The 16291-nt window shown below is 70.6% G+C and carries 18 protein-coding genes; 9 read left to right on the top strand and 9 right to left on the bottom strand.

The window, feature by feature from the left end:
- Positions 1–31: 31 nt before the first annotated feature.
- From IH45_RS0115435 to IH45_RS0115425, 3 genes are all read right to left on the bottom strand, one after another.
- Positions 32–1015, bottom strand: coding sequence for an isopenicillin N synthase family dioxygenase (locus IH45_RS0115435; protein ID WP_030667338.1), 984 nt, complete (start codon positions 1013–1015; stop codon positions 32–34).
- On the bottom strand, positions 1008–1436 hold the full coding sequence (locus IH45_RS0115430; protein WP_050514886.1) for a nucleoside deaminase: 429 nt from the start codon (positions 1434–1436) through the stop codon (positions 1008–1010). The genes IH45_RS0115435 and IH45_RS0115430 overlap by 8 nt, the downstream gene beginning before the upstream one ends.
- Positions 1437–1627: 191 nt before the next feature.
- Positions 1628–2077 (bottom strand): PLD nuclease N-terminal domain-containing protein, encoded by a 450-nt coding sequence (locus IH45_RS0115425; RefSeq protein ID WP_030667330.1) that lies wholly within the window; start codon positions 2075–2077, stop codon positions 1628–1630.
- Between the two features lie 87 nt (positions 2078–2164).
- Here IH45_RS0115425 and IH45_RS0115420 point away from each other — a divergent pair, with 87 nt between their 5' ends.
- Complete coding sequence (locus IH45_RS0115420; protein ID WP_030667327.1) at positions 2165–3622, top strand: menaquinone biosynthesis decarboxylase; 1458 nt, start codon at positions 2165–2167, stop codon at positions 3620–3622.
- A gap of 2 nt (positions 3623–3624) precedes the next feature.
- On the top strand, positions 3625–4548 hold the full coding sequence (gene mqnP, locus IH45_RS0115415; protein ID WP_030667324.1) for a menaquinone biosynthesis prenyltransferase MqnP: 924 nt from the start codon (positions 3625–3627) through the stop codon (positions 4546–4548).
- A gap of 63 nt (positions 4549–4611) precedes the next feature.
- Here mqnP and IH45_RS01000000143660 read toward each other — a convergent pair whose 3' ends face one another.
- On the bottom strand, positions 4612–5346 hold the full coding sequence (locus IH45_RS01000000143660) for a DUF4870 domain-containing protein (RefSeq protein ID WP_050514877.1): 735 nt from the start codon (positions 5344–5346) through the stop codon (positions 4612–4614).
- 71 nt (positions 5347–5417) lie between these two features.
- A complete protein-coding gene (locus tag IH45_RS0115405) occupies positions 5418–6023 on the bottom strand; it encodes a rhomboid family intramembrane serine protease (protein WP_030667320.1) in 606 nt (201 codons plus the stop codon).
- 167 nt (positions 6024–6190) lie between these two features.
- On the opposite strand from IH45_RS0115405, the gene IH45_RS0115400 reads away from it, so the two are divergent.
- A complete protein-coding gene (locus IH45_RS0115400) occupies positions 6191–6862 on the top strand; it encodes a UbiX family flavin prenyltransferase (protein WP_030667318.1) in 672 nt (223 codons plus the stop codon).
- Here the strand turns inward: IH45_RS0115400 and IH45_RS1000000149280 are convergent.
- Complete coding sequence (locus tag IH45_RS1000000149280; RefSeq protein ID WP_199810675.1) at positions 6859–6996, bottom strand: hypothetical protein; 138 nt, start codon at positions 6994–6996, stop codon at positions 6859–6861. The genes IH45_RS0115400 and IH45_RS1000000149280 overlap by 4 nt on opposite strands.
- A gap of 130 nt (positions 6997–7126) precedes the next feature.
- Here IH45_RS1000000149280 and IH45_RS0115390 point away from each other — a divergent pair, with 130 nt between their 5' ends.
- The 5 genes from IH45_RS0115390 (at position 7127) to IH45_RS0115370 (ending at position 11638) form a co-directional block, all read left to right on the top strand.
- A complete protein-coding gene (locus IH45_RS0115390; protein WP_030017842.1) occupies positions 7127–7582 on the top strand; it encodes an Lrp/AsnC family transcriptional regulator in 456 nt (151 codons plus the stop codon).
- Positions 7583–7728: 146 nt separating this feature from the next.
- Entirely contained in the window at positions 7729–8895 is a 1167-nt protein-coding gene (mqnE, locus tag IH45_RS0115385) for an aminofutalosine synthase MqnE (protein WP_030667311.1), read from the top strand.
- 29 nt (positions 8896–8924) lie between these two features.
- Entirely contained in the window at positions 8925–9449 is a 525-nt protein-coding gene (locus IH45_RS0115380; RefSeq protein ID WP_030667309.1) for a GNAT family N-acetyltransferase, read from the top strand.
- A gap of 124 nt (positions 9450–9573) precedes the next feature.
- The gene (locus tag IH45_RS0115375) at positions 9574–9864 is read left to right on the top strand and encodes a DUF4229 domain-containing protein (RefSeq protein ID WP_030667307.1); all 291 of its coding nucleotides are present in this window, start codon (positions 9574–9576) and stop codon (positions 9862–9864) included.
- A 445-nt stretch (positions 9865–10309) separates the two neighbouring features.
- On the top strand, positions 10310–11638 hold the full coding sequence (locus IH45_RS0115370; RefSeq protein WP_030667305.1) for a dicarboxylate/amino acid:cation symporter: 1329 nt from the start codon (positions 10310–10312) through the stop codon (positions 11636–11638).
- Positions 11639–11711: 73 nt separating this feature from the next.
- Here the strand turns inward: IH45_RS0115370 and IH45_RS0115365 are convergent, their stop codons facing one another.
- Positions 11712–13133, bottom strand: a complete 1422-nt coding sequence (locus IH45_RS0115365; RefSeq protein WP_030667303.1) for a recombinase family protein — start codon at positions 13131–13133, stop codon at positions 11712–11714.
- Positions 13134–13284: 151 nt separating this feature from the next.
- Complete coding sequence (locus IH45_RS0115360; RefSeq protein ID WP_030667300.1) at positions 13285–14172, bottom strand: alpha/beta fold hydrolase; 888 nt, start codon at positions 14170–14172, stop codon at positions 13285–13287.
- A 139-nt stretch (positions 14173–14311) separates the two neighbouring features.
- Here IH45_RS0115360 and IH45_RS0115355 point away from each other — a divergent pair, with 139 nt between their 5' ends.
- On the top strand, positions 14312–14974 hold the full coding sequence (locus IH45_RS0115355; protein WP_030667298.1) for a TetR/AcrR family transcriptional regulator: 663 nt from the start codon (positions 14312–14314) through the stop codon (positions 14972–14974).
- 75 nt (positions 14975–15049) lie between these two features.
- Here the strand turns inward: IH45_RS0115355 and IH45_RS0115350 are convergent, their stop codons facing one another.
- The gene (locus tag IH45_RS0115350) at positions 15050–16021 is read right to left on the bottom strand and encodes a MaoC family dehydratase (protein ID WP_078897587.1); all 972 of its coding nucleotides are present in this window, start codon (positions 16019–16021) and stop codon (positions 15050–15052) included.
- Between the last annotated feature and the right edge of the window lie 270 nt (positions 16022–16291).

The following is a 16291-nucleotide window of genomic DNA, read 5'->3' as shown; positions in this document are numbered from 1 at the left end:
CGGCGCCCGGGCGGCCACCGAATTACGCGGGTCAGGGAGTGCTGGCGCCGTCCGCGGTGATGGCGTTCAGCTGGGCGCGCAGGTACGTGTGGGAGTCGGCCAGGGTGCCCACGCGCGTGCCGGGGTCGCACTCGTAGAAGTAGACGAGGGACATCAGCTCTTCGGCGGGGGCGTCGGGTGGAGGCGGCAGGACGCGGTGGCGGCCGGCGCGCCAGCGGCCGTCGGTCCAGCGGGCCATCAGATCGCCGATGTTGACGGTCAGGGAGCCGGGGACGTACGGGGCGTCCTGCCAGCCGGTGCCGCCGGCCGCCGGGTCGGTCCACACCTGGAGGCCGCCCTTGCCGTGCTGCCGGTCCAGGACCGTGACCGTACCGAAGTCGGTGTGCGGGCCGATGCGGAACTGGCCGGGCAGTGCCTCGCCCACCGTCTCCGTACCCGGATACCAGTTGATGTTGAAGCCCCAGGTGGGGTGGGTGGTGTGGCGGGTGAAGCGGTCGGGGGCGGCGCCGAGGGTGGTGGCGAGCAGTTCGAGGAGGTCGTCGGAGAGGGTGCGCAGGGCGGTCAGGAGGTCCTGGACGTCGAGGCGGAGCGCCGGGACCTGGTGGGGCCAGATGTTGGGCAGGAACCACTCGGCGTCAACGGCCGGGTCGCCGGTCGGCTCCTCGGAGGCGAAGGACAGCGACTCCTTCAGGTCCGGCGGGGTCGCGGTGCCTTCGGCGGCACCGTTGGCCTCGGCGCCGGGGCCCAGCCAGCCGCGCCCGCCGACCTCGGTGGCGTACGGCTGCTTCTCCGCGGCGGGCAGGGCGAAGAACGTACGGGCGGTGCGGCGGATGCGGGTGCGCAGGTCCTGGTCGAGGCCGTGGCCGGTGATGAGGAGGAAGCCGGTGGTCCGGAGGGCCGCGTCGACGGCCGCCGCGGTCGCGCGGCGTGCGTCCGGGCCGTCCGTCCGCCGGCGGGCGAGGTCGATGGTGGGGATGGGGCCGGCGTCGGGCGCGGGGGCCGGGTGCTCATTCATCGCCGATGTCCTCCTGCCACAGCGCGGGGCGGGCCGCGATGAACTTCCGCATCATCGCCGCGCATTCCGCGTCGTCCAGCAGCACGACCCGTATGCCGCTCTGCGCCAGCCAGCCGTGTCCGCCGTGGTACGTACGGGCCTCGCCGATCAGGACGCGCGAGATGCCGAACTGGCGGATCAGACCGCTGCAGAACCAGCACGGGGAGAGGGTGGTGACCATCGTCGTGCCGCGGTAGACGCGCCGCCGGCCGGCGGCGCGGAAGGCGGTGGTCTCCGCGTGCGCGGTGGGGTCGCCGTCCTGGACGCGACGGTTGCGGCCGCTCCCGAGGAGGGCGCCGTCGGGGTCGTACAGCGCGGCGCCGATGGGGATGCCGCCCTCGGCCAGCCCGGCCCGTGCCTCGGCGACCGCCGTCGCCAGCATCTCGCGCTCCAGGTCCCTCACGACGGCCACTCTCCTCGTTCCGGTGCGGCGCGGCAACGCGCGGGCCCGGATCCGGCCGGTGCGCGAGCGGGCGCGTGCGGGACGAGGGGGCGTAGGGGGTGGCCGTACGCGCCGGTGGGCGTACGGGGCGGGCCGTACGCGCGGGTGGCCGTACGTGCCGGTGGGCGCCCTCAGCCCTTGGACGGCGGGGTGTTCCCCTCCCCGTCCGACGAACCCTTGTCCTTGCGCCGCAGCTCCTCCTCGCGGCGCCGCAGGTCGGCCTCCCAGTCCTTCAGGAGCGCCTCGTCCTTCCTGCCGTCGTCCTTCCTGCCCTCGTCCTTCTTGTTCTCGTCCTTGAGCGAGCGCAGGAACTCGGGGTTGTCGTCCGGCGCGACCCACTTCCGGGCCGGGCCGCGCGCGCCGCGGGGCCACGGCGCGCCGCCGCCGGCGGGTGCGTGCCGCGGCCGGCCGGCCACCAGCCAGGCGACCGGGCCGATGAGGACCTCGCCGAACAGCAGGATGATGAAGACCCAGGCGATCTTCGGCAGACCGCGGACCTGGTTCTCCGGCGTGTTCAGGCAGTCGATGAACGCGTAGATCCACAGCGCCAGGATCAGAAGGAACGGCAGATACCTGAGCATTGCGGAAGCAGCCCCCCTGTGCTGACGGGCGGGCCTCACGGGGCCCGGTGACCCGTCCAGGGTAGTGCGTACCGGATACTGGACAGCATGGCTTATGACGATCTTCGCTCGTTCCTGCGCGCGCTCGACCGGGAGGGTGACCTCAAGCGCATCAAGGCCGAGGTCGATCCGCATCTGGAAGTCGGCGAGATCGTCGACCGGGTGCAGAAGTCCGGCGGCCCGGCGCTGCTCTTCGAGAACGTCAAGGGCTCGTCGATGCCGCTGGCCATGAACGTGTACGGCACCGACCGCCGGCTGCTCAAGGCGCTCGGCCTGACGTCGTACGACGAGATCAGCGAGAAGATCGGCGGGCTGCTCAAGCCGGAGCTGCCGCACGGCTTCGTCGGCGTGCGCGAGGCCTTCGGCAAGCTCGCGAACATGGCGCACGTCCCGCCGAAGAAGGTCAAGGGCGACAGCGCCCCGGTCCAGGAGGTCGTCCTCCAGGGCGACGAGGTGGACCTGGAGCAGCTGCCCGCGCTGTTCACCTGGCCGCAGGACGGCGGCTCGTTCTTCAACCTGGGCCTGACCCACACCAAGCACCCGGAGACCGGCGTACGGAACCTGGGCCTGTACCGCCTCCAGCGCCACGACAAGCGCACCATCGGCATGCACTGGCAGATCCACAAGGACAGCCGCAACCACTACCAGGTGGCCGCCAAGCGCGGCGAGAAGCTGCCGGTCGCCATCGCCTTCGGCTGCCCGCCGGCCGTCACCTACGCCTCCACCGCGCCGCTCCCCGGTGACATGGACGAGTACATGTTCGCCGGGTTCGTCCAGGGGAAGCGGATCGAGATGGTGGACTGCAAGACCGTTCCGCTCCAGGTCCCGGCCAGTGCCGAGGTGGTCCTGGAGGGCTGGCTGGAGCCCGGCGAGATGCTGCCGGAGGGCCCCTTCGGCGACCACACCGGCTTCTACACGCCGCAGGAGCCGTTCCCGGCGCTGACCATCGACTGCGTGACGATGCGCAGGCGGCCGCTGCTCCAGTCGATCGTGGTGGGCCGGCCGCCGACGGAGGACGGCCCGCTGGGCCGGGCCACCGAGCGGTTCTTCCTGCCGCTGCTCAAGATCATCGTCCCGGACATCGTGGACTACCACCTGCCCGAGTCGGGCGGCTTCCACAACTGCGCGATCGTCTCGATCGACAAGAAGTACCCCAAGCACGCCCAGAAGGTCATGCACGCCATCTGGGGCGCCCACATGATGTCGCTGACCAAGCTGATCATCGTGGTCGACGCGGACTGCGACGTGCACAACCTCCACGAGGTGTCCTGGCGGGCCCTCGGCAACACGGACTACGCGCGGGACCTGACCGTCGTCGAGGGGCCGGTCGACCACCTCGACCACGCCTCGTACCAGCAGTTCTGGGGCGGCAAGGCGGGCATCGACGCGACGAAGAAGCTGCCCGAGGAGGGGTACACCAGGGACGGCGGCTGGCCGGACATGGTCGAGTCGGACACCGCGACGGCGGCGAAGGTCGACCGCCGCTGGAAGGAGTACGGGTTCTAGACATGAGCGCCGATTCAGCGACACCGGACCTCTTCGCCCCGGAACCCGCGCCGCCCGGCAAGGTCAAAGCCTTCCTGCGGCTGGTGATGATCGAGCACTCGGTCTTCGCGCTGCCCTTCGCCTACATCGCCTCGCTGACCGCGATGCACCGGGCGGACCGGAGCGTCCACTGGGTCGAGCTGCTGCTGGTCACCGTCGCCATGGTGGGCCTGCGGACGTTCGCGATGGCCGCCAACCGCATCATCGACCGGGAGATCGACGCCCGTAACCCGCGCACCGCGGGCCGCGAGCTGGTCACCGGCGCGGTGTCCGTACGCTCCGCCTGGACAGGCGCGCTGATCGCGGTGGTGTTCTTCCTGGGCGCCGCGGCCCTGCTCAACCCGCTGTGCCTGGCGCTGGCGCCGATCGCGGTCATCCCGATGGTGGTCTACCCGTACGGCAAGCGCTTCACGAACTTCCCGCACGCGATCCTGGGCCTCGCCCAGGCGATCGGCCCGGTCGGCGCGTGGATAGCCGTCACGGGGTCCTGGTCCTGGGACGCGGTGATCCTCGGCCTGGCCGTGGGCGTCTGGATCGGCGGCTTCGATCTGATCTTCGCCTGCCAGGACGTGCAGGCGGACCGGGCGCACGGCGTGAAGTCCGTGCCGGCCCGCTTCGGCATCCCGGCGGCCCTGCACGGCGCCCGCGCCAGCCACGCCGTCACCACGGCCCTGCTGGTCTGGTACGCGCTCGCCACCCACGCCGGGGTGTTCTTCTGGCTCGGCCTGGTGATCGTCGTCGGCGCGTTCCTCTACGAGCACACCATCGTGCGCCCGCACGACCTCTCCCGGCTGAACCGGGCGTTCTTCCAGGTCAACGGCTTCATCGGGATCGCGCTGTTCGTCTGCGCGCTGCTGGACCTGCTGGTGCGCGGTCTGACGGTCTGACGGTCCCGCCAACGACACGGCGCTCCGGGGGCAGCCCCCGGAGCGCCGTGTCGTTCGCCGGCGTTACGGCTTGACCATCGGCCAGGCGATGAACTTCGGGTACGACCAGAACTCGCCGCGGTTCGCCTTCACCGTGGCGATGATGGCGAACACGATGCTGGTGATCTCGAACGCCACGACCAGCACCGCGATGACCAGGACGGCGATCGGGAAGGCCAGTGACTCCCGGCCCCCGTTGGCGTGCTCCATGGTGATGCCGACGAGCATGGCGCAGAAGTACAGCACGGTGCCGATCGCCACCACGATGGCCTGGGTAATGCCCCAGTTCATCGCCTGGGTGCCGTGGTGGCGCACCAGCGGATCCTGCTGGTGCTGCTGGTTGTTGCGGATTGTCATCGGGGCGATCCAGCCGAGGATGCCGCCCAGGCCGCAGCAGAAGCTGGAGCCGACGGTGACGGTCAGCAGCGCGCCCAGGTGGGTCCACATGGCGTTGGTGGTGGGGGGCCGCATCGGCTGCGCGTAGCCGGGCTGCCCGCCGGGACCCCAGCCGCCGCCCTGGGGGTACTGGCCGGGGCCCTGCGCGTATCCGCCGGGGCCCTGGGCGTACGGGCCGGAGGGGCCGGGGCCGGGTCCGTACTCGGGGCCGGGACCGTACGGCTGGGAGCCGGGGGGCTGCCCGTAGCCGCCCTGGCCGTAGCCGCCTTGCCCGTAGCCGCCGCCCTGCGGGGGCGGAGGGGGCGTGGGCTGCTGCTGCCCCTGAGGCTGCTGCGGCTCTTCGGGCTTGTTGAATTCGACCATGCCAGGTCCCCCCTGGGGCGTGCTGTTCCGTACTACGGCGCGCGGTTTTGCGAACGCGCCTTCCGGCGAGACTACGGGATCGGCCGGGCCGTGGCCCCGGGCGATGGCGCGGCCGGGCGCAGCCGGAAGACGAACGCCGCCAGCACCCCGCCCACCAGCCCGAACAGGTGGCCCTGCCAGCTGATGCCGTTGTCGGTCGGCAGCGCGCCCCACAGGATCGAGCCGTACACCACGGCGACGAGCGCGCCGAGGGCGATGTCCAGGGGCTTGCGGTCGATGAAGCCGCGTATGAGCAGGTAGCCGAAGAGGCCGAAGACGACACCGGAGGCGCCGGCGGTGTTGCTGCCCGCGGGGGCGGTCAGCCAGACGCCCAGACCGCTGGTCAGGGCTATGAGCAGGACCACGCCGACGAACCTGCCCAGGCCGCTGCGCAGCGCGGCGAGGAAGCCCAGGAGCAGCAGCGGCAGGGTGTTCGCGGCGAGGTGGTCGAAGCCGAAGTGGATGAAGGCGGCGGGCAGCACGTCGGCCAGCTCGCTCATCTCCCGCGGCTGTACGCCGAAGGTGTCCAGCGCGTTCCCCGAGGCGGCGTCGGCCATCTCCAGGACCCACAGCAGCGCGACCCAGCCCAGCATCAGCGCGGCGGCGGGCTTCGCGCGCTCCAGCGCTCGCGTCATCATCGGCGGCACCTTCCTTTCCCCGTTCACTTCACCAAACGGCCGTGACGGGTCCGGTGGTTCCGCCGGATAGGCTCGATGCCGTGGAACCGCAGGACAACAACCCCAGTCAGCCCGGTGTCACAAGGCCCGGCGGGCACTCCGCCCGCCCGGTCACCGGGTCCGCCGACGTGCCCCGCCGCCCCTGGGTGGTGGGTGTCTCGGGCGCGTCCGGCACGCCGTACGCGGCGTCCGTGGTGCGCGGCCTGCTCGCGGCGGGGGAGGCGGTGGACCTGATCGTCAGCCGGGCCTCGCGGCTGACGCTGCTGGACGAGACGGGCATCTCGTTCCGGGACGCGCACTGGCGCACCGACCTCCGGGAGTGGCTGGCGCGGGGCGCCGACGGCAAGCCGGGGACGTTCGACGTCACGGACGCGGACCTGGACCTGGTGCGGTACTGGCCGGCCGGCGACCTCGCGGCTGGCCCGTCGTCGGGTTCGTACCCCGTCAAGGGAATGCTGATCGTGCCGGCGAGCACGGCGTGTGTGGCCGGGGTCGCGCTGGGGCTGTCGAAGGACCTGCTCCAGCGGGTGGCGAGCGTGACGCTCAAGGAGCGCAGGAGGCTGGTGGTCGCGGTGCGGGAGACCCCGCTGAACGGGCAGACCCTCAAGCATCTGGTGACGCTGGACGAGGCGGGCGCTGTGGTGCTGCCCGCCTCGCCGGCGTTCTACGCGGGAGCGACGCACATCCAGGATCTGGTGGATTTCGTCGCGGGCCGGGTGCTGGACGCGGCCGAGGTGCCGCACCGGCTCTACCGGCGGTGGGTGGGGGAGCTGGGCTCGGGTTCCAGGGAGGCGGACTAGCGCTTCTTGGTGGAGCCGTTGCGTCCGATACGGCGCTTGCCTTCGGTGGCGGCGGCAGGACGGTGGGCACGAGAACGATTGGCCAGGTCCTGCAGCTCGCGCATGCGGGCGTAGGCCATCTCGATCGAGTACACGGTGACTTCTCCTGTGAAAGATCGTCTTTGATCAACTGAGATTGACGGTTTGCAGGGTCGCAGCCCCTGTATGCCTTAGATTCTACATGGAAAAGCCGGGATTGCAGAGCGAATGGAAGGTCAGGGGCGTATGGATGCCGTAGATAGGCAGCTCATCCAGGCACTGCGGGAGAACGGCAGGGCCTCGTACGCGGAGCTGGGCCGGCTCGTGGGTCTGTCCGGGCCCAGCGTCACCGACCGGATCAACCGCCTGGAGGCGGCCGGCGTGATCACCGGCTACCGGGCGACCGTCGACGCGGCCTCACTGGGCCTGGGCGTCACGGCCCTGGTCGGCATCTCCCTCTCGGACGCCGCCGACCACGAGGACGTCGCCATGCGGCTGCGCGACCTCGCGGAGATCGAGGACGCCTGGTTCATCGCGGGCGACGACTCGTACATGCTCAAGGTCCGGGTCGGCGACGTGGACGGGCTGGAGCGCACCATCCGCAGGCTCTCCGGCACCAAGGGCGTCTCCCGCACGCGGACCACCATCGTGCTCTCCACCAAGTGGGAGAACCGCGTCGGCGAGCTGCCCGAGGACGCGTAGGGCGGCCCGCGGGACCCTTCCGCGCCTGTACGGCGGGCCTCCGGCCGTACAGGCATGGGGGCCCGGCCGGGCCGGAAAACGGGGGAGTACGCTCGGTGAAGCCCGATTTTGGCAGAGATATGGGAGGCGGCCGGATGACTGCATCCATGGATGTGGGTCTCAAGCGCGAGCTGGAGGACAAGGTCCGGTCCGGGGAGCGGCTGACCCGCGAGGACGGCATCGCCCTCTACGAGAGCGACGACCTGGCGTGGCTGGGCGGACTCGCCCACGAGGTGCGCACCCGCAAGAACGGCGACGTGGTGCACTTCAACGTCAACCGTCACCTGAACATGACCAACGTGTGCACCGCCTCGTGCGCGTACTGCTCCTTCCAGCGCAAGCCCGGCGAGAAGGACGCGTACACGATGCGCATCGAGGAGGCCGTCCGCCTCGCCAAGGCGATGGAGGGCGACAAGCTCACCGAGCTGCACATCGTCAACGGCCTGCACCCCACCCTGCCGTGGCGCTACTACCCGCGCTCGCTCAGCGCCCTCAAGGAGGCGCTGCCCGACACGGTCTCCCTCAAGGCGTTCACCGCCACCGAGATCCACCACTTCGAGAAGATCTCCGGGCTGTCCGCCTCCGAGATCCTCGACGAGCTGATCGACGCCGGTCTGGAGTCGCTGACCGGCGGCGGCGCCGAGATCTTCGACTGGGAGGTGCGCCAGCACATCGTCGACCACGACACCCACTGGGAGGACTGGTCGCGCATCCACCGCCTGGCGCACGAAAAGGGCCTCAAGGGCCCCTGCACCATGCTGTACGGGCACATCGAGGAGCCCCGGCACCGTGTCGACCACGTGCTGCGCCTGCGCGAGCTGCAGGACGAGACCGGCGGCTTCCAGGTCTTCATCCCGCTGCGCTACCAGCACGACTTCGTGGACATGAAGGACGGCAAGATCCGTAACCGCCTTCAGGCCCGCACCACGATGGCGACCGGCGCCGAGGCGCTGAAGACCTTCGCCGTCTCCCGGCTGCTGTTCGACAACGTCCCGCACGTGAAGGTCTTCTGGGTCATGCACGGCGTGCAGACCGCGCAGCTCGCGCTCCAGCACGGCGCCGACGACATGGACGGCTCGGTCGTCGAGTACAAGATCACCCACGACGCGGACAACTACGGCACGCCGAACAAGCTCACCCGCGACGACCTGCTGGACCTGATCCGCGACGCGGGCTTCCGGCCGGTCGAGCGCAACACCCGCTACGAGATCATCCAGGAATACCCGGGCCCGGACGCGAACCGCCGCGAGGCCCCGCAGCCGATGCGGGTGTGAGCCCGGACAGGGCGGTAAGGGACCGCGGCATGGACCTCCGCTTCGACCTGGACCCCGCCGTCACCCCCGAACTGGCCGACGGCATCCGTACGCTGTGGGCCGAGGTGTCCAACGCGGGCGGCGCCGTCGGTTACGTCCCCCCGGTGACGCCCGAGGACGTACGCGGCGACCTGCTCGCCCACCTGGCGGCGATGTCCGAGGGGCACGCCCGGCTGATCGTGGGCCGCGACGGGCGGGGCCGGGTGCGGGCCACCGCGTTCCTCCACCTGAACACCCACCGCATCCACCGGCACTGGCTCTGGGCCTCCACCGTGATGGTCCACCCCGGCCTCCAGGGGCAGGGCGCGGGCCGCGCCCTGCTCACGGCCGTGGAGGAGGCCGCCCGCTCGATCGGCGGCGTCGAGGCCGTCCGGCTCACCTGCCGGGGCGGCAACGGCCTGGAGGAGTTCTACGGCGCCTGCGGCTACAAGGAGGTCGGCCGGGTGCCGGCGGCGATCAAGCTGGCCGTCGACGACTACCGGGACGACATCACGATGTGGCGGGAGTTGGGGTGACCCGGCCGGGGCCGGCGGACGCCGCGGAACGCTCCGGCTCGGTGGGGGCCCGAAAGATCACGAATCGGGCTGTGCTTGACTGGATGCAGACCCTTTCGGTTGTCGTCGTGAAGAAGGTCCGCCCGTGAGTAGCCAGAAGTTCGCCACGCTCCGCTACACCGCCCTGCGTCTGGGGATCTTCGTCGTGTGCTTCGCGCTGGTCTGGGCGCTGGCGTACTTCCACATCATCCCGCTCGGCGTGGGCAGCTCCAACGCCGTGTGGCTGCTGCTGCTCGCGGTCGTGATCTCCGCGCCGCTGAGCTTCGTGCTGCTGCGCAAGCAGCGGGACGCGATGTCCGAGCAGATCGTGGCCAAGGTGGACAAGCAGAAGGCCCGCATCGCGGCCAACGCCCGCCAGGAGGACGGCCTCCTGTAACGCGGCGCGGGCGGCCGTACGCGACAACTGCCCGTGTCCGGCCCCGCACCCGGACCCGCCCCCGGCGCTGTAACGCGCCTCACAGTCGACGGATGCCCCGTCGTGGAGAAAACCCCTCCACGGCGGGGTATCACGCGTTCCGCGGGACGATCCGGGCACCAGGCATCCCCGCCTCCCAAAGAATCTCTTTGGGTTCCCCAAAGTTCAAGTGTTAACGTGTTCGACATGAAGACAGCAGCAGCGCACCACCTCACCACGGGCGTCCCGCTCGTGGCGCGCCTGCACGTCGATCTCTGCCGCTGTATGTCCGCGGCCTGTTGCCGCCGCTGATCCCAGCTCGCAGCGGCCGGAGATCCCGTACGGATCGATACGGACCTCCTGTCTCCCGGCGCTGTGCGCCGTCTCCTCCCCTTTTCGACGCCTGTCTGTCCCCGGAGTGTGTCCGTTGTCCACCACGTCTTCCGAGACCGAGCGGTCGCCCGAGACCGCCAGAACCCCCTTCCGCATACCCAAGGTCCCGTTCTGGGCCCAGATCCTGCTCGGCCTCGTCCTCGGTGTGCTGCTCGGCTGGATCGCCAAGAGCGGTGACATCTCCTGGCTCAAGACCACCCTCGACACCATCGGCGACCTCTTCGTCCAGCTGCTCAAGCTGGCCGTGGCGCCGCTGGTCTTCTTCGCCATCCTGGTCTCGATCACCAATCTGCGGCAGGTCAACAACGCGGCCCGGCTGGCCACCCGCACCCTGCTGTGGTTCATGGCCACCTCGCTGATCGCGGTCGCCATCGGCATGGCGATCGGCCTGATCAGCAACCCCGGCGCGGGCACCGGTCTGACCCCCAAGGACGGCAAGCTCCCCGAGCACGCCGGCTCCTGGATCGACTTCCTGACCGGCATCATCCCCAAGAACGTCATCACGCCGTTCACCGACCTGAAGGTCATGCAGATCGTCTTCCTGGCGACGGTGGCCGGCATCGCGGCCCTGAAGCTGGGCGACCGCGCCGAGCCGGTGCTGCGCCTGAGCCGCTCCGCGCTGGAGCTGCTGCAGAAGGCCCTGTGGTGGGTCATCCGTCTCGCCCCGATCGGCTCCCTGGGCCTGATCGGCTACGCCATCGCGGACTACGGCTGGGACCTGATCAGCAAGTACGCGACCTTCACCGTCGACATCTACGTCGGCTGCGCGATCGTGCTCTTCGGCGTCTACCCGCTGCTGCTGTCGGTCTTCGCCAAGGTCAACCCGCTGTACTTCTTCAAGGGCGCCTGGCCCGCCATCCAGCTGGCCTTCGTCTCCCGCTCCTCGGTCGGCACCATGCCGCTGACCCAGAAGGTCACCGAGCGCCTGGGCGTCCCGAAGGAGTACGCGTCCTTCGCGGTGCCCTTCGGCTCCACCACCAAGATGGACGGCTGCGCCTCGATCTACCCGGCACTCGCCGCGATCTTCATCGCGCAGATCTTCGACGTCCCCCTCGGCATCGGCGACTACGTCCTGATCGCCTTCGTCTCGGTCATCGGCTCCGCGGCCACCGCCGGCCTCACCGGCGCCACCGTCATGCTGACCCTGACCCTGTCCACGCTCGGCCTTCCGCTGGAGGGCGTCGGCCTGCTGATGGCGATCGACCCGATTCTGGACATGATGCGGACGGCTACGAATGTGGCGGGCCAAGTTGTAACGCCGTTGATCGTGGCCGCGCAGGAGAAGATCCTCGACCGCGACAAGTACGACTCGGCGACATCGTCCCCCGTGGACGAGACGGAGCCGGTGGCTGTCGCCGCCTGACCTTCCCGGTTCGTCCGACGTCCGTGCCCCCGTACCCGCTTCCGGGTCCGGGGGCACGGACGTGTCCGGGCAGTCATCGCGAAGCCGGCGTGACCCTGATCGATGTGATGTCGGGAGGCTTGCGCCGCCCGCGGCCGACGCTGAACACGTCGACGTGGTCGATCACCGTCGCCACGATGGCCCGGCGGCGCTCAAGGCTGTCCGTGTCGTCGTCCTCCCAGACCGCCACCGCATCGCTCTCCGTACGGGAGCGGCGGACGACCGCCGTGGCCGCCCGGGTACGGAGTGTCCGGAGTTCTTCGCGTAGGTGGGACAGGGAGTCGAAGTAGTCCTCGTCCGCCATCCGGCCGTCCTTCCAACGGCCCCGAAATGCCCGGATACGGGCTTCCACGAGGCCGATCCCGTCCGTGAGGTCCTCAGCCGGAGTCTCTTCCTGCTGAGGCGACCGTGCGTTGAGGGCCGCTGCGACCATCTCGTTGAGCCGTTGCTCGATCCACACGTACTTGCGGCTGACTTTCCCACAGCCGAGACGGCCATCCTTGCCCCGCTGGCCCGAGTGGCAGAACGTACGACGGAACGTCCGGCCCTGGATGGTCGCCCACTGGACGCGCAGGGCCGACCCGCAGTTACCGCACCGCAGGAATCCCGAATACAGGTGTTTCCGCTTGCCCGATCCCTGCGGTGCCGGTGTGGCCCGGCTGTCGAGCAGGGTTTGTACGGCCTCCCACTGCTCCCGGTTCAAAGGCGCGGGGTAGATGCTGTCCCCGATGCCCTGGCCCTTGTACGTGACGATTCCGCCGGTCCGCTCGGAGCGGTACACGCGCTTCACGGACTGGATCGTCCAGGCGCCGCCCTGAGGAGACGAGGAGCCCCGTGAGTTCCAGAACCGGACCACATCGCCGGGAGTCCTCGGGGTCCGGCCCAACAGCATCCGGTGACCTTCGCGAATGAGTTCGGTCTCGGCCTCGTCCAGTTCCTGGAAGCACGATCCTTCCTTGAAGCCGAACTGCCGCTTTCCACCCGCGTGCGGTTTGCCCTGCTCCCTGCGCTGCAGGAGGGAGATGTTGATCCTCTCCGACATGCGCTCGGACTCCTGCTGGGCCACGGCACCCTTGATCGTCAAAACCATGCGTCCATTGGCGGTGGAGGTGTCTTCGCCCTCTGTCGTAGCGAACGCGAAACCGTGCTCCCGCTGCTCCTCCAGAAAGCCGGCCAGCTCGCTGATCCGGCGTGTCAGGCGGTCGACGGAGTGGACGACGACGCCGTCGATGAAGCCGTCGCGGGCGTCGCGGAGTATCTCCGCGTAAGCGGGTCGGCCGCGCTTACTGGTGGTCGACGCGGAGACGTCGTTCTCCGGGTAGACCTTGAGGACGACCCAGCCCATGCGCTCGCACAGCTCCCGGCACGCCTTCTCCTGACGCTGGACGCCGAGTTCCTGGCCTCTGCGGTCCTTGCTGATCCGGACGTAGATGCCCACACGCTTCGGCTTGGCCATGGCCCACCCCTGGTCACAGATGACGTATCCCCCTCTGACCAACGTGCATACAGACAATACGGTTACGGCTGTTTCCGGGCAGGCCGTTGTGCCGCTCCGGGGCCCCACTTCGAAGGGATGTCCCGGAGCGTGACGCGTACGCCTGCCCGCCTCACCCCACCTCCCCCGTATGCGCCAGAATCGCCTCCGCCAGCGGCCCCTGTACCTCCGGTGGCAGCGCGTGGCCCATGCCCGGGATCTCCACCAGGGTCGCGCCGCGGATGGCCTGGGCGAGGTGCTGGGGGTGTGGTGGCGGGAAGACCGGCTCGGCCGGGGCGGCTATGACGAGGGTGGGGACTTCGGTGGCGGCCAGGGCCTCGGTGCGGAGCATGCCCGAGTGGTCGGCGCGGGAGGGGGCGGTGGAGACGTCGTAGCGGCCGGTGTGTTCGATGATGCGGCGCTCCAGTTCGCGGTAATAGCCGGCGTCGAACGGCAGCTGTCCGCCGCTCAGTACCCGCCAGTGCTCCACGCGCCGGTCGAGTTCGGCCTCCAGGCCGTGGTCCTCGACGGGGCGGGCCCACATCTCCAGTACTTCCGGGGCGATGCCGGGCAGTTCGCCGGCGGGGACCTCGGTGCCGTCCGGGCGGGTGTACGGGGCGGTGCTCATCGCCGAGGTGCCCAGCAGGGTGGCGCTGAGCACCCGGTCGGGGTGGTCGGCGAGGACGAGCTGGGTCAGCATTCCGCCGAGTGACATCCCCGCCAGGTGTGCCCGTTCGATGCCGAGGCCGTCGAGGACGCGGACGATGTCCTCGGCCATGTCCGTGATGCGGTACGGACGTTCGTCGAAGGACCAGGTGGAGCGGCCGGTGTCGCGGTGGTCGTAACGGATGACGCGGTGCTGGACGGCGAGCGCGTCCACGAACGGCTCCGGCCAGCCGAGGCCGGCGGCCTGCGCGCCCATGACGAGCAGCAGCGGGGGCGCGTCGGCCGGGCCGCGCTGCTCGGTCCACAGGCGCACGCCCGGGGCCGCGTCCACGAACTGCTGTTGCGCCTGGTGCATGGCGGGGTCCTTCCCTGGATGCGTACGAGACGAGTCGTATCGTCTCGCTAAGGGGGTGATCTCGTCAAGCGCGGGCGGACAAGGCGGGAAAACGTAAACTTACTTGGCGGTAAAGGGGCGGGACGGAAGGGCAATTGGTGTGGGAGCTGTGAAGAGCAAGCGGATGCCACGGGCCGTACGGGAGCAGCAGATGCTCGACGCGGCCGTGCTGACCTTCGCGCGGCGCGGTTACCGGGCGGCCTCGATGGACGAGATCGCCGAGGTGGCCGGGGTGTCGAAACCGCTGGTCTACCTGTACCTGAACTCCAAGGAGGAGCTGTTCAGCGCCGTCATCCGGCGGGAGGCGGCGGCGCTCGCGGAGGCCGTACGGGCGGCGGTGGAACCGGGGGTGTCCGCCGACCGGCAGCTGTGGAGCGGGCTGAAGGGATTCTTCGCGCACACGGCCGAGCACCCGGACGGCTGGACGGTGTTGCACCAGCAGGCCCGTACGCAGGGCGAGCCGTTCGCGGTCGAAGTCGCCGTGCTGCGGGCCGAGATCATCGAGTTCGTCACCGCGATGATCGGGGCGGCGGCCCAGGAGGCGGGCTGCGACCGGGAGCCGGCCGCCCGCGAGGTGTCCGGTCTGGCGCACGCCCTGGTGGGCGCCGCCGAATCGCTGGCCGACTGGGCGAACTCCGGCGGCCCGGGCCCGGGGGAGCGCCCGTCGGCCAAGGACACCGCGGCGACGCTGATGAACTTCGCGTGGGCGGGGCTGGGGAGGCTGATGGCCGGGGAGCGGTGGTCGTCCGGCAGGGAGGGGTGAGGCCGCCGGGGCTCCTGAGGCCGCCGGGGCTCCTGGGGGTGCCGGGGCCCCGGAGAGTCGGGGCGCCGCCTCCGTTTACACGTCCGTTTCCACCCTCCCCTCCAGGTGGACCGGGGACCGGCCGCCCGGGCCGCCGCGCAGCTGGAAGGTGCCGCCCGTACGCGTGGTCTCGTAGGCGTACGAGACGGTCGCGGGCAGCAGCACCGGGGCGCGGAACTCCGCCGATATGCGCAGCGTCGGCGTGCCCGGGAGCACCGCCTCGGCGGCGCAGCGGGCGAAGGTCCACATGCCGTGCGCGATGGCGCGCGGGAAGCCGAGGGGGCGGGCCGTGAGGGCGTGGAGGTGGATCGGGTTGTAGTCGCCGGAGACGGCGGCGTGCCGGCGGCCGAGGTCGGCGGGCAGGTGCCATTGGGCCCGTACGGGCAGCTCGCGGGGGGTGGGGGAGGGCAGTCGCGGGCGCTGCGGCTCCACGCCTGCGGCCGTCCGGTGCCGCGCCAGGTACGTGCTGCGGTCGTGCCACACCAGCGCGCCCCCGCGGCGCGCCTCGGTCGTCATGACCACCTCGGTGCCGCGCGGGTGCGCCCGCAACGCGCCCGCGAACACGGTCAGTTCGAGTGTGTCGGTCGGGTGCAGCGGCGCGTACTGGGTGATCTCGATGCCGGTGTGCACCAGCCCGAGCATCGGCAGCGGGAAGTCCCGTGCGCTCATCAGCTGTGCGGCCAGCGGGAATCCGAGGATGTGCGGGTAGGTGACGGGCAGCGGCTCGGTGGCGTCGTAGCCGCAGACCCGCGCGTACGAGGCGGCGCGGCCGAGTCCGACCCGTACGGCGGGCAGTACGAGGCGGGTGCGCGGCAGCGCGGCGTCCGGGCGCGGGTGCTTGCCGATCCCGGTCAGGACGCCCTTGGCCAGCGCGGGCAGCAGCCGCGGCGGGCGAGAGCGGTTGGTTGCCGCGCCGCCCGGAGCACCGGCCGATGCGCCATCCGAAGCACCGCTCGTGGCCCCGCCCGAAGTGCCGCCCGGAACTCCGCCGGGCAGGTCGCCCGGCATCAGGCACCCGGCCGGTGCGGTGCGCGGCGAGCGAGGAAGCGCCGCAGGGCCGGACGAAGGGCCGGGCGAAGGACCGGACCGAAGGACGGAAGACGGTGTTCGGGCATTGGCCAACTCCTGGTCCTCGCGTAAATTTACTTCGAAGTAAGGTTACTGTCGGGTCAGGTGATGGTCGAGAGCGCGGCCGCAAGGCACCGCGCTGTCCACGGCCCCGAACAGGCCTGCTCCTGGGGCTTGTCGGGGTCCGCCGCCGTCGGCCGCCTCCGTGCG

Source organism: Streptomyces rimosus subsp. rimosus (assembly GCF_000720725.1).
Taxonomy (GTDB): domain Bacteria; phylum Actinomycetota; class Actinomycetes; order Streptomycetales; family Streptomycetaceae; genus Streptomyces; species Streptomyces rimosus_A.
The sequence above is the reverse complement of the archived record's forward strand: the minus strand, read 5'-3'. Positions and strand labels throughout refer to the sequence as shown.

Bases quoted from the DNA above. Each gene is read 5' to 3' on its own strand.
- IH45_RS0115390 (WP_030017842.1), top strand. From the start codon at position 7,127: ATGGATGCCGTAGATAGGCAGCTCATCCAGGCACTGCGGGAGAACGGC.
- IH45_RS0115420 (WP_030667327.1), top strand. From the start codon at position 2,165: ATGGCTTATGACGATCTTCGCTCGTTCCTGCGCGCGCTCGACCGGGAG.
- IH45_RS0115380 (WP_030667309.1), top strand. From the start codon at position 8,925: ATGGACCTCCGCTTCGACCTGGACCCCGCCGTCACCCCCGAACTGGCC.
- IH45_RS0115430 (WP_050514886.1), bottom strand. From the start codon at position 1,436: ATGCTGGCGACGGCGGTCGCCGAGGCACGGGCCGGGCTGGCCGAGGGC.
- IH45_RS0115350 (WP_078897587.1), bottom strand. From the start codon at position 16,021: ATGCCGGGCGACCTGCCCGGCGGAGTTCCGGGCGGCACTTCGGGCGGG.
- IH45_RS0115365 (WP_030667303.1), bottom strand. From the start codon at position 13,133: ATGGCCAAGCCGAAGCGTGTGGGCATCTACGTCCGGATCAGCAAGGAC.
- mqnP (WP_030667324.1), top strand. From the start codon at position 3,625: ATGAGCGCCGATTCAGCGACACCGGACCTCTTCGCCCCGGAACCCGCG.
- IH45_RS0115425 (WP_030667330.1), bottom strand. From the start codon at position 2,077: ATGCTCAGGTATCTGCCGTTCCTTCTGATCCTGGCGCTGTGGATCTAC.
- IH45_RS0115435 (WP_030667338.1), bottom strand. From the start codon at position 1,015: ATGAATGAGCACCCGGCCCCCGCGCCCGACGCCGGCCCCATCCCCACC.
- mqnE (WP_030667311.1), top strand. From the start codon at position 7,729: ATGGATGTGGGTCTCAAGCGCGAGCTGGAGGACAAGGTCCGGTCCGGG.
- IH45_RS0115405 (WP_030667320.1), bottom strand. From the start codon at position 6,023: ATGATGACGCGAGCGCTGGAGCGCGCGAAGCCCGCCGCCGCGCTGATG.
- IH45_RS01000000143660 (WP_050514877.1), bottom strand. From the start codon at position 5,346: ATGGTCGAATTCAACAAGCCCGAAGAGCCGCAGCAGCCTCAGGGGCAG.
- IH45_RS0115360 (WP_030667300.1), bottom strand. From the start codon at position 14,172: ATGCACCAGGCGCAACAGCAGTTCGTGGACGCGGCCCCGGGCGTGCGC.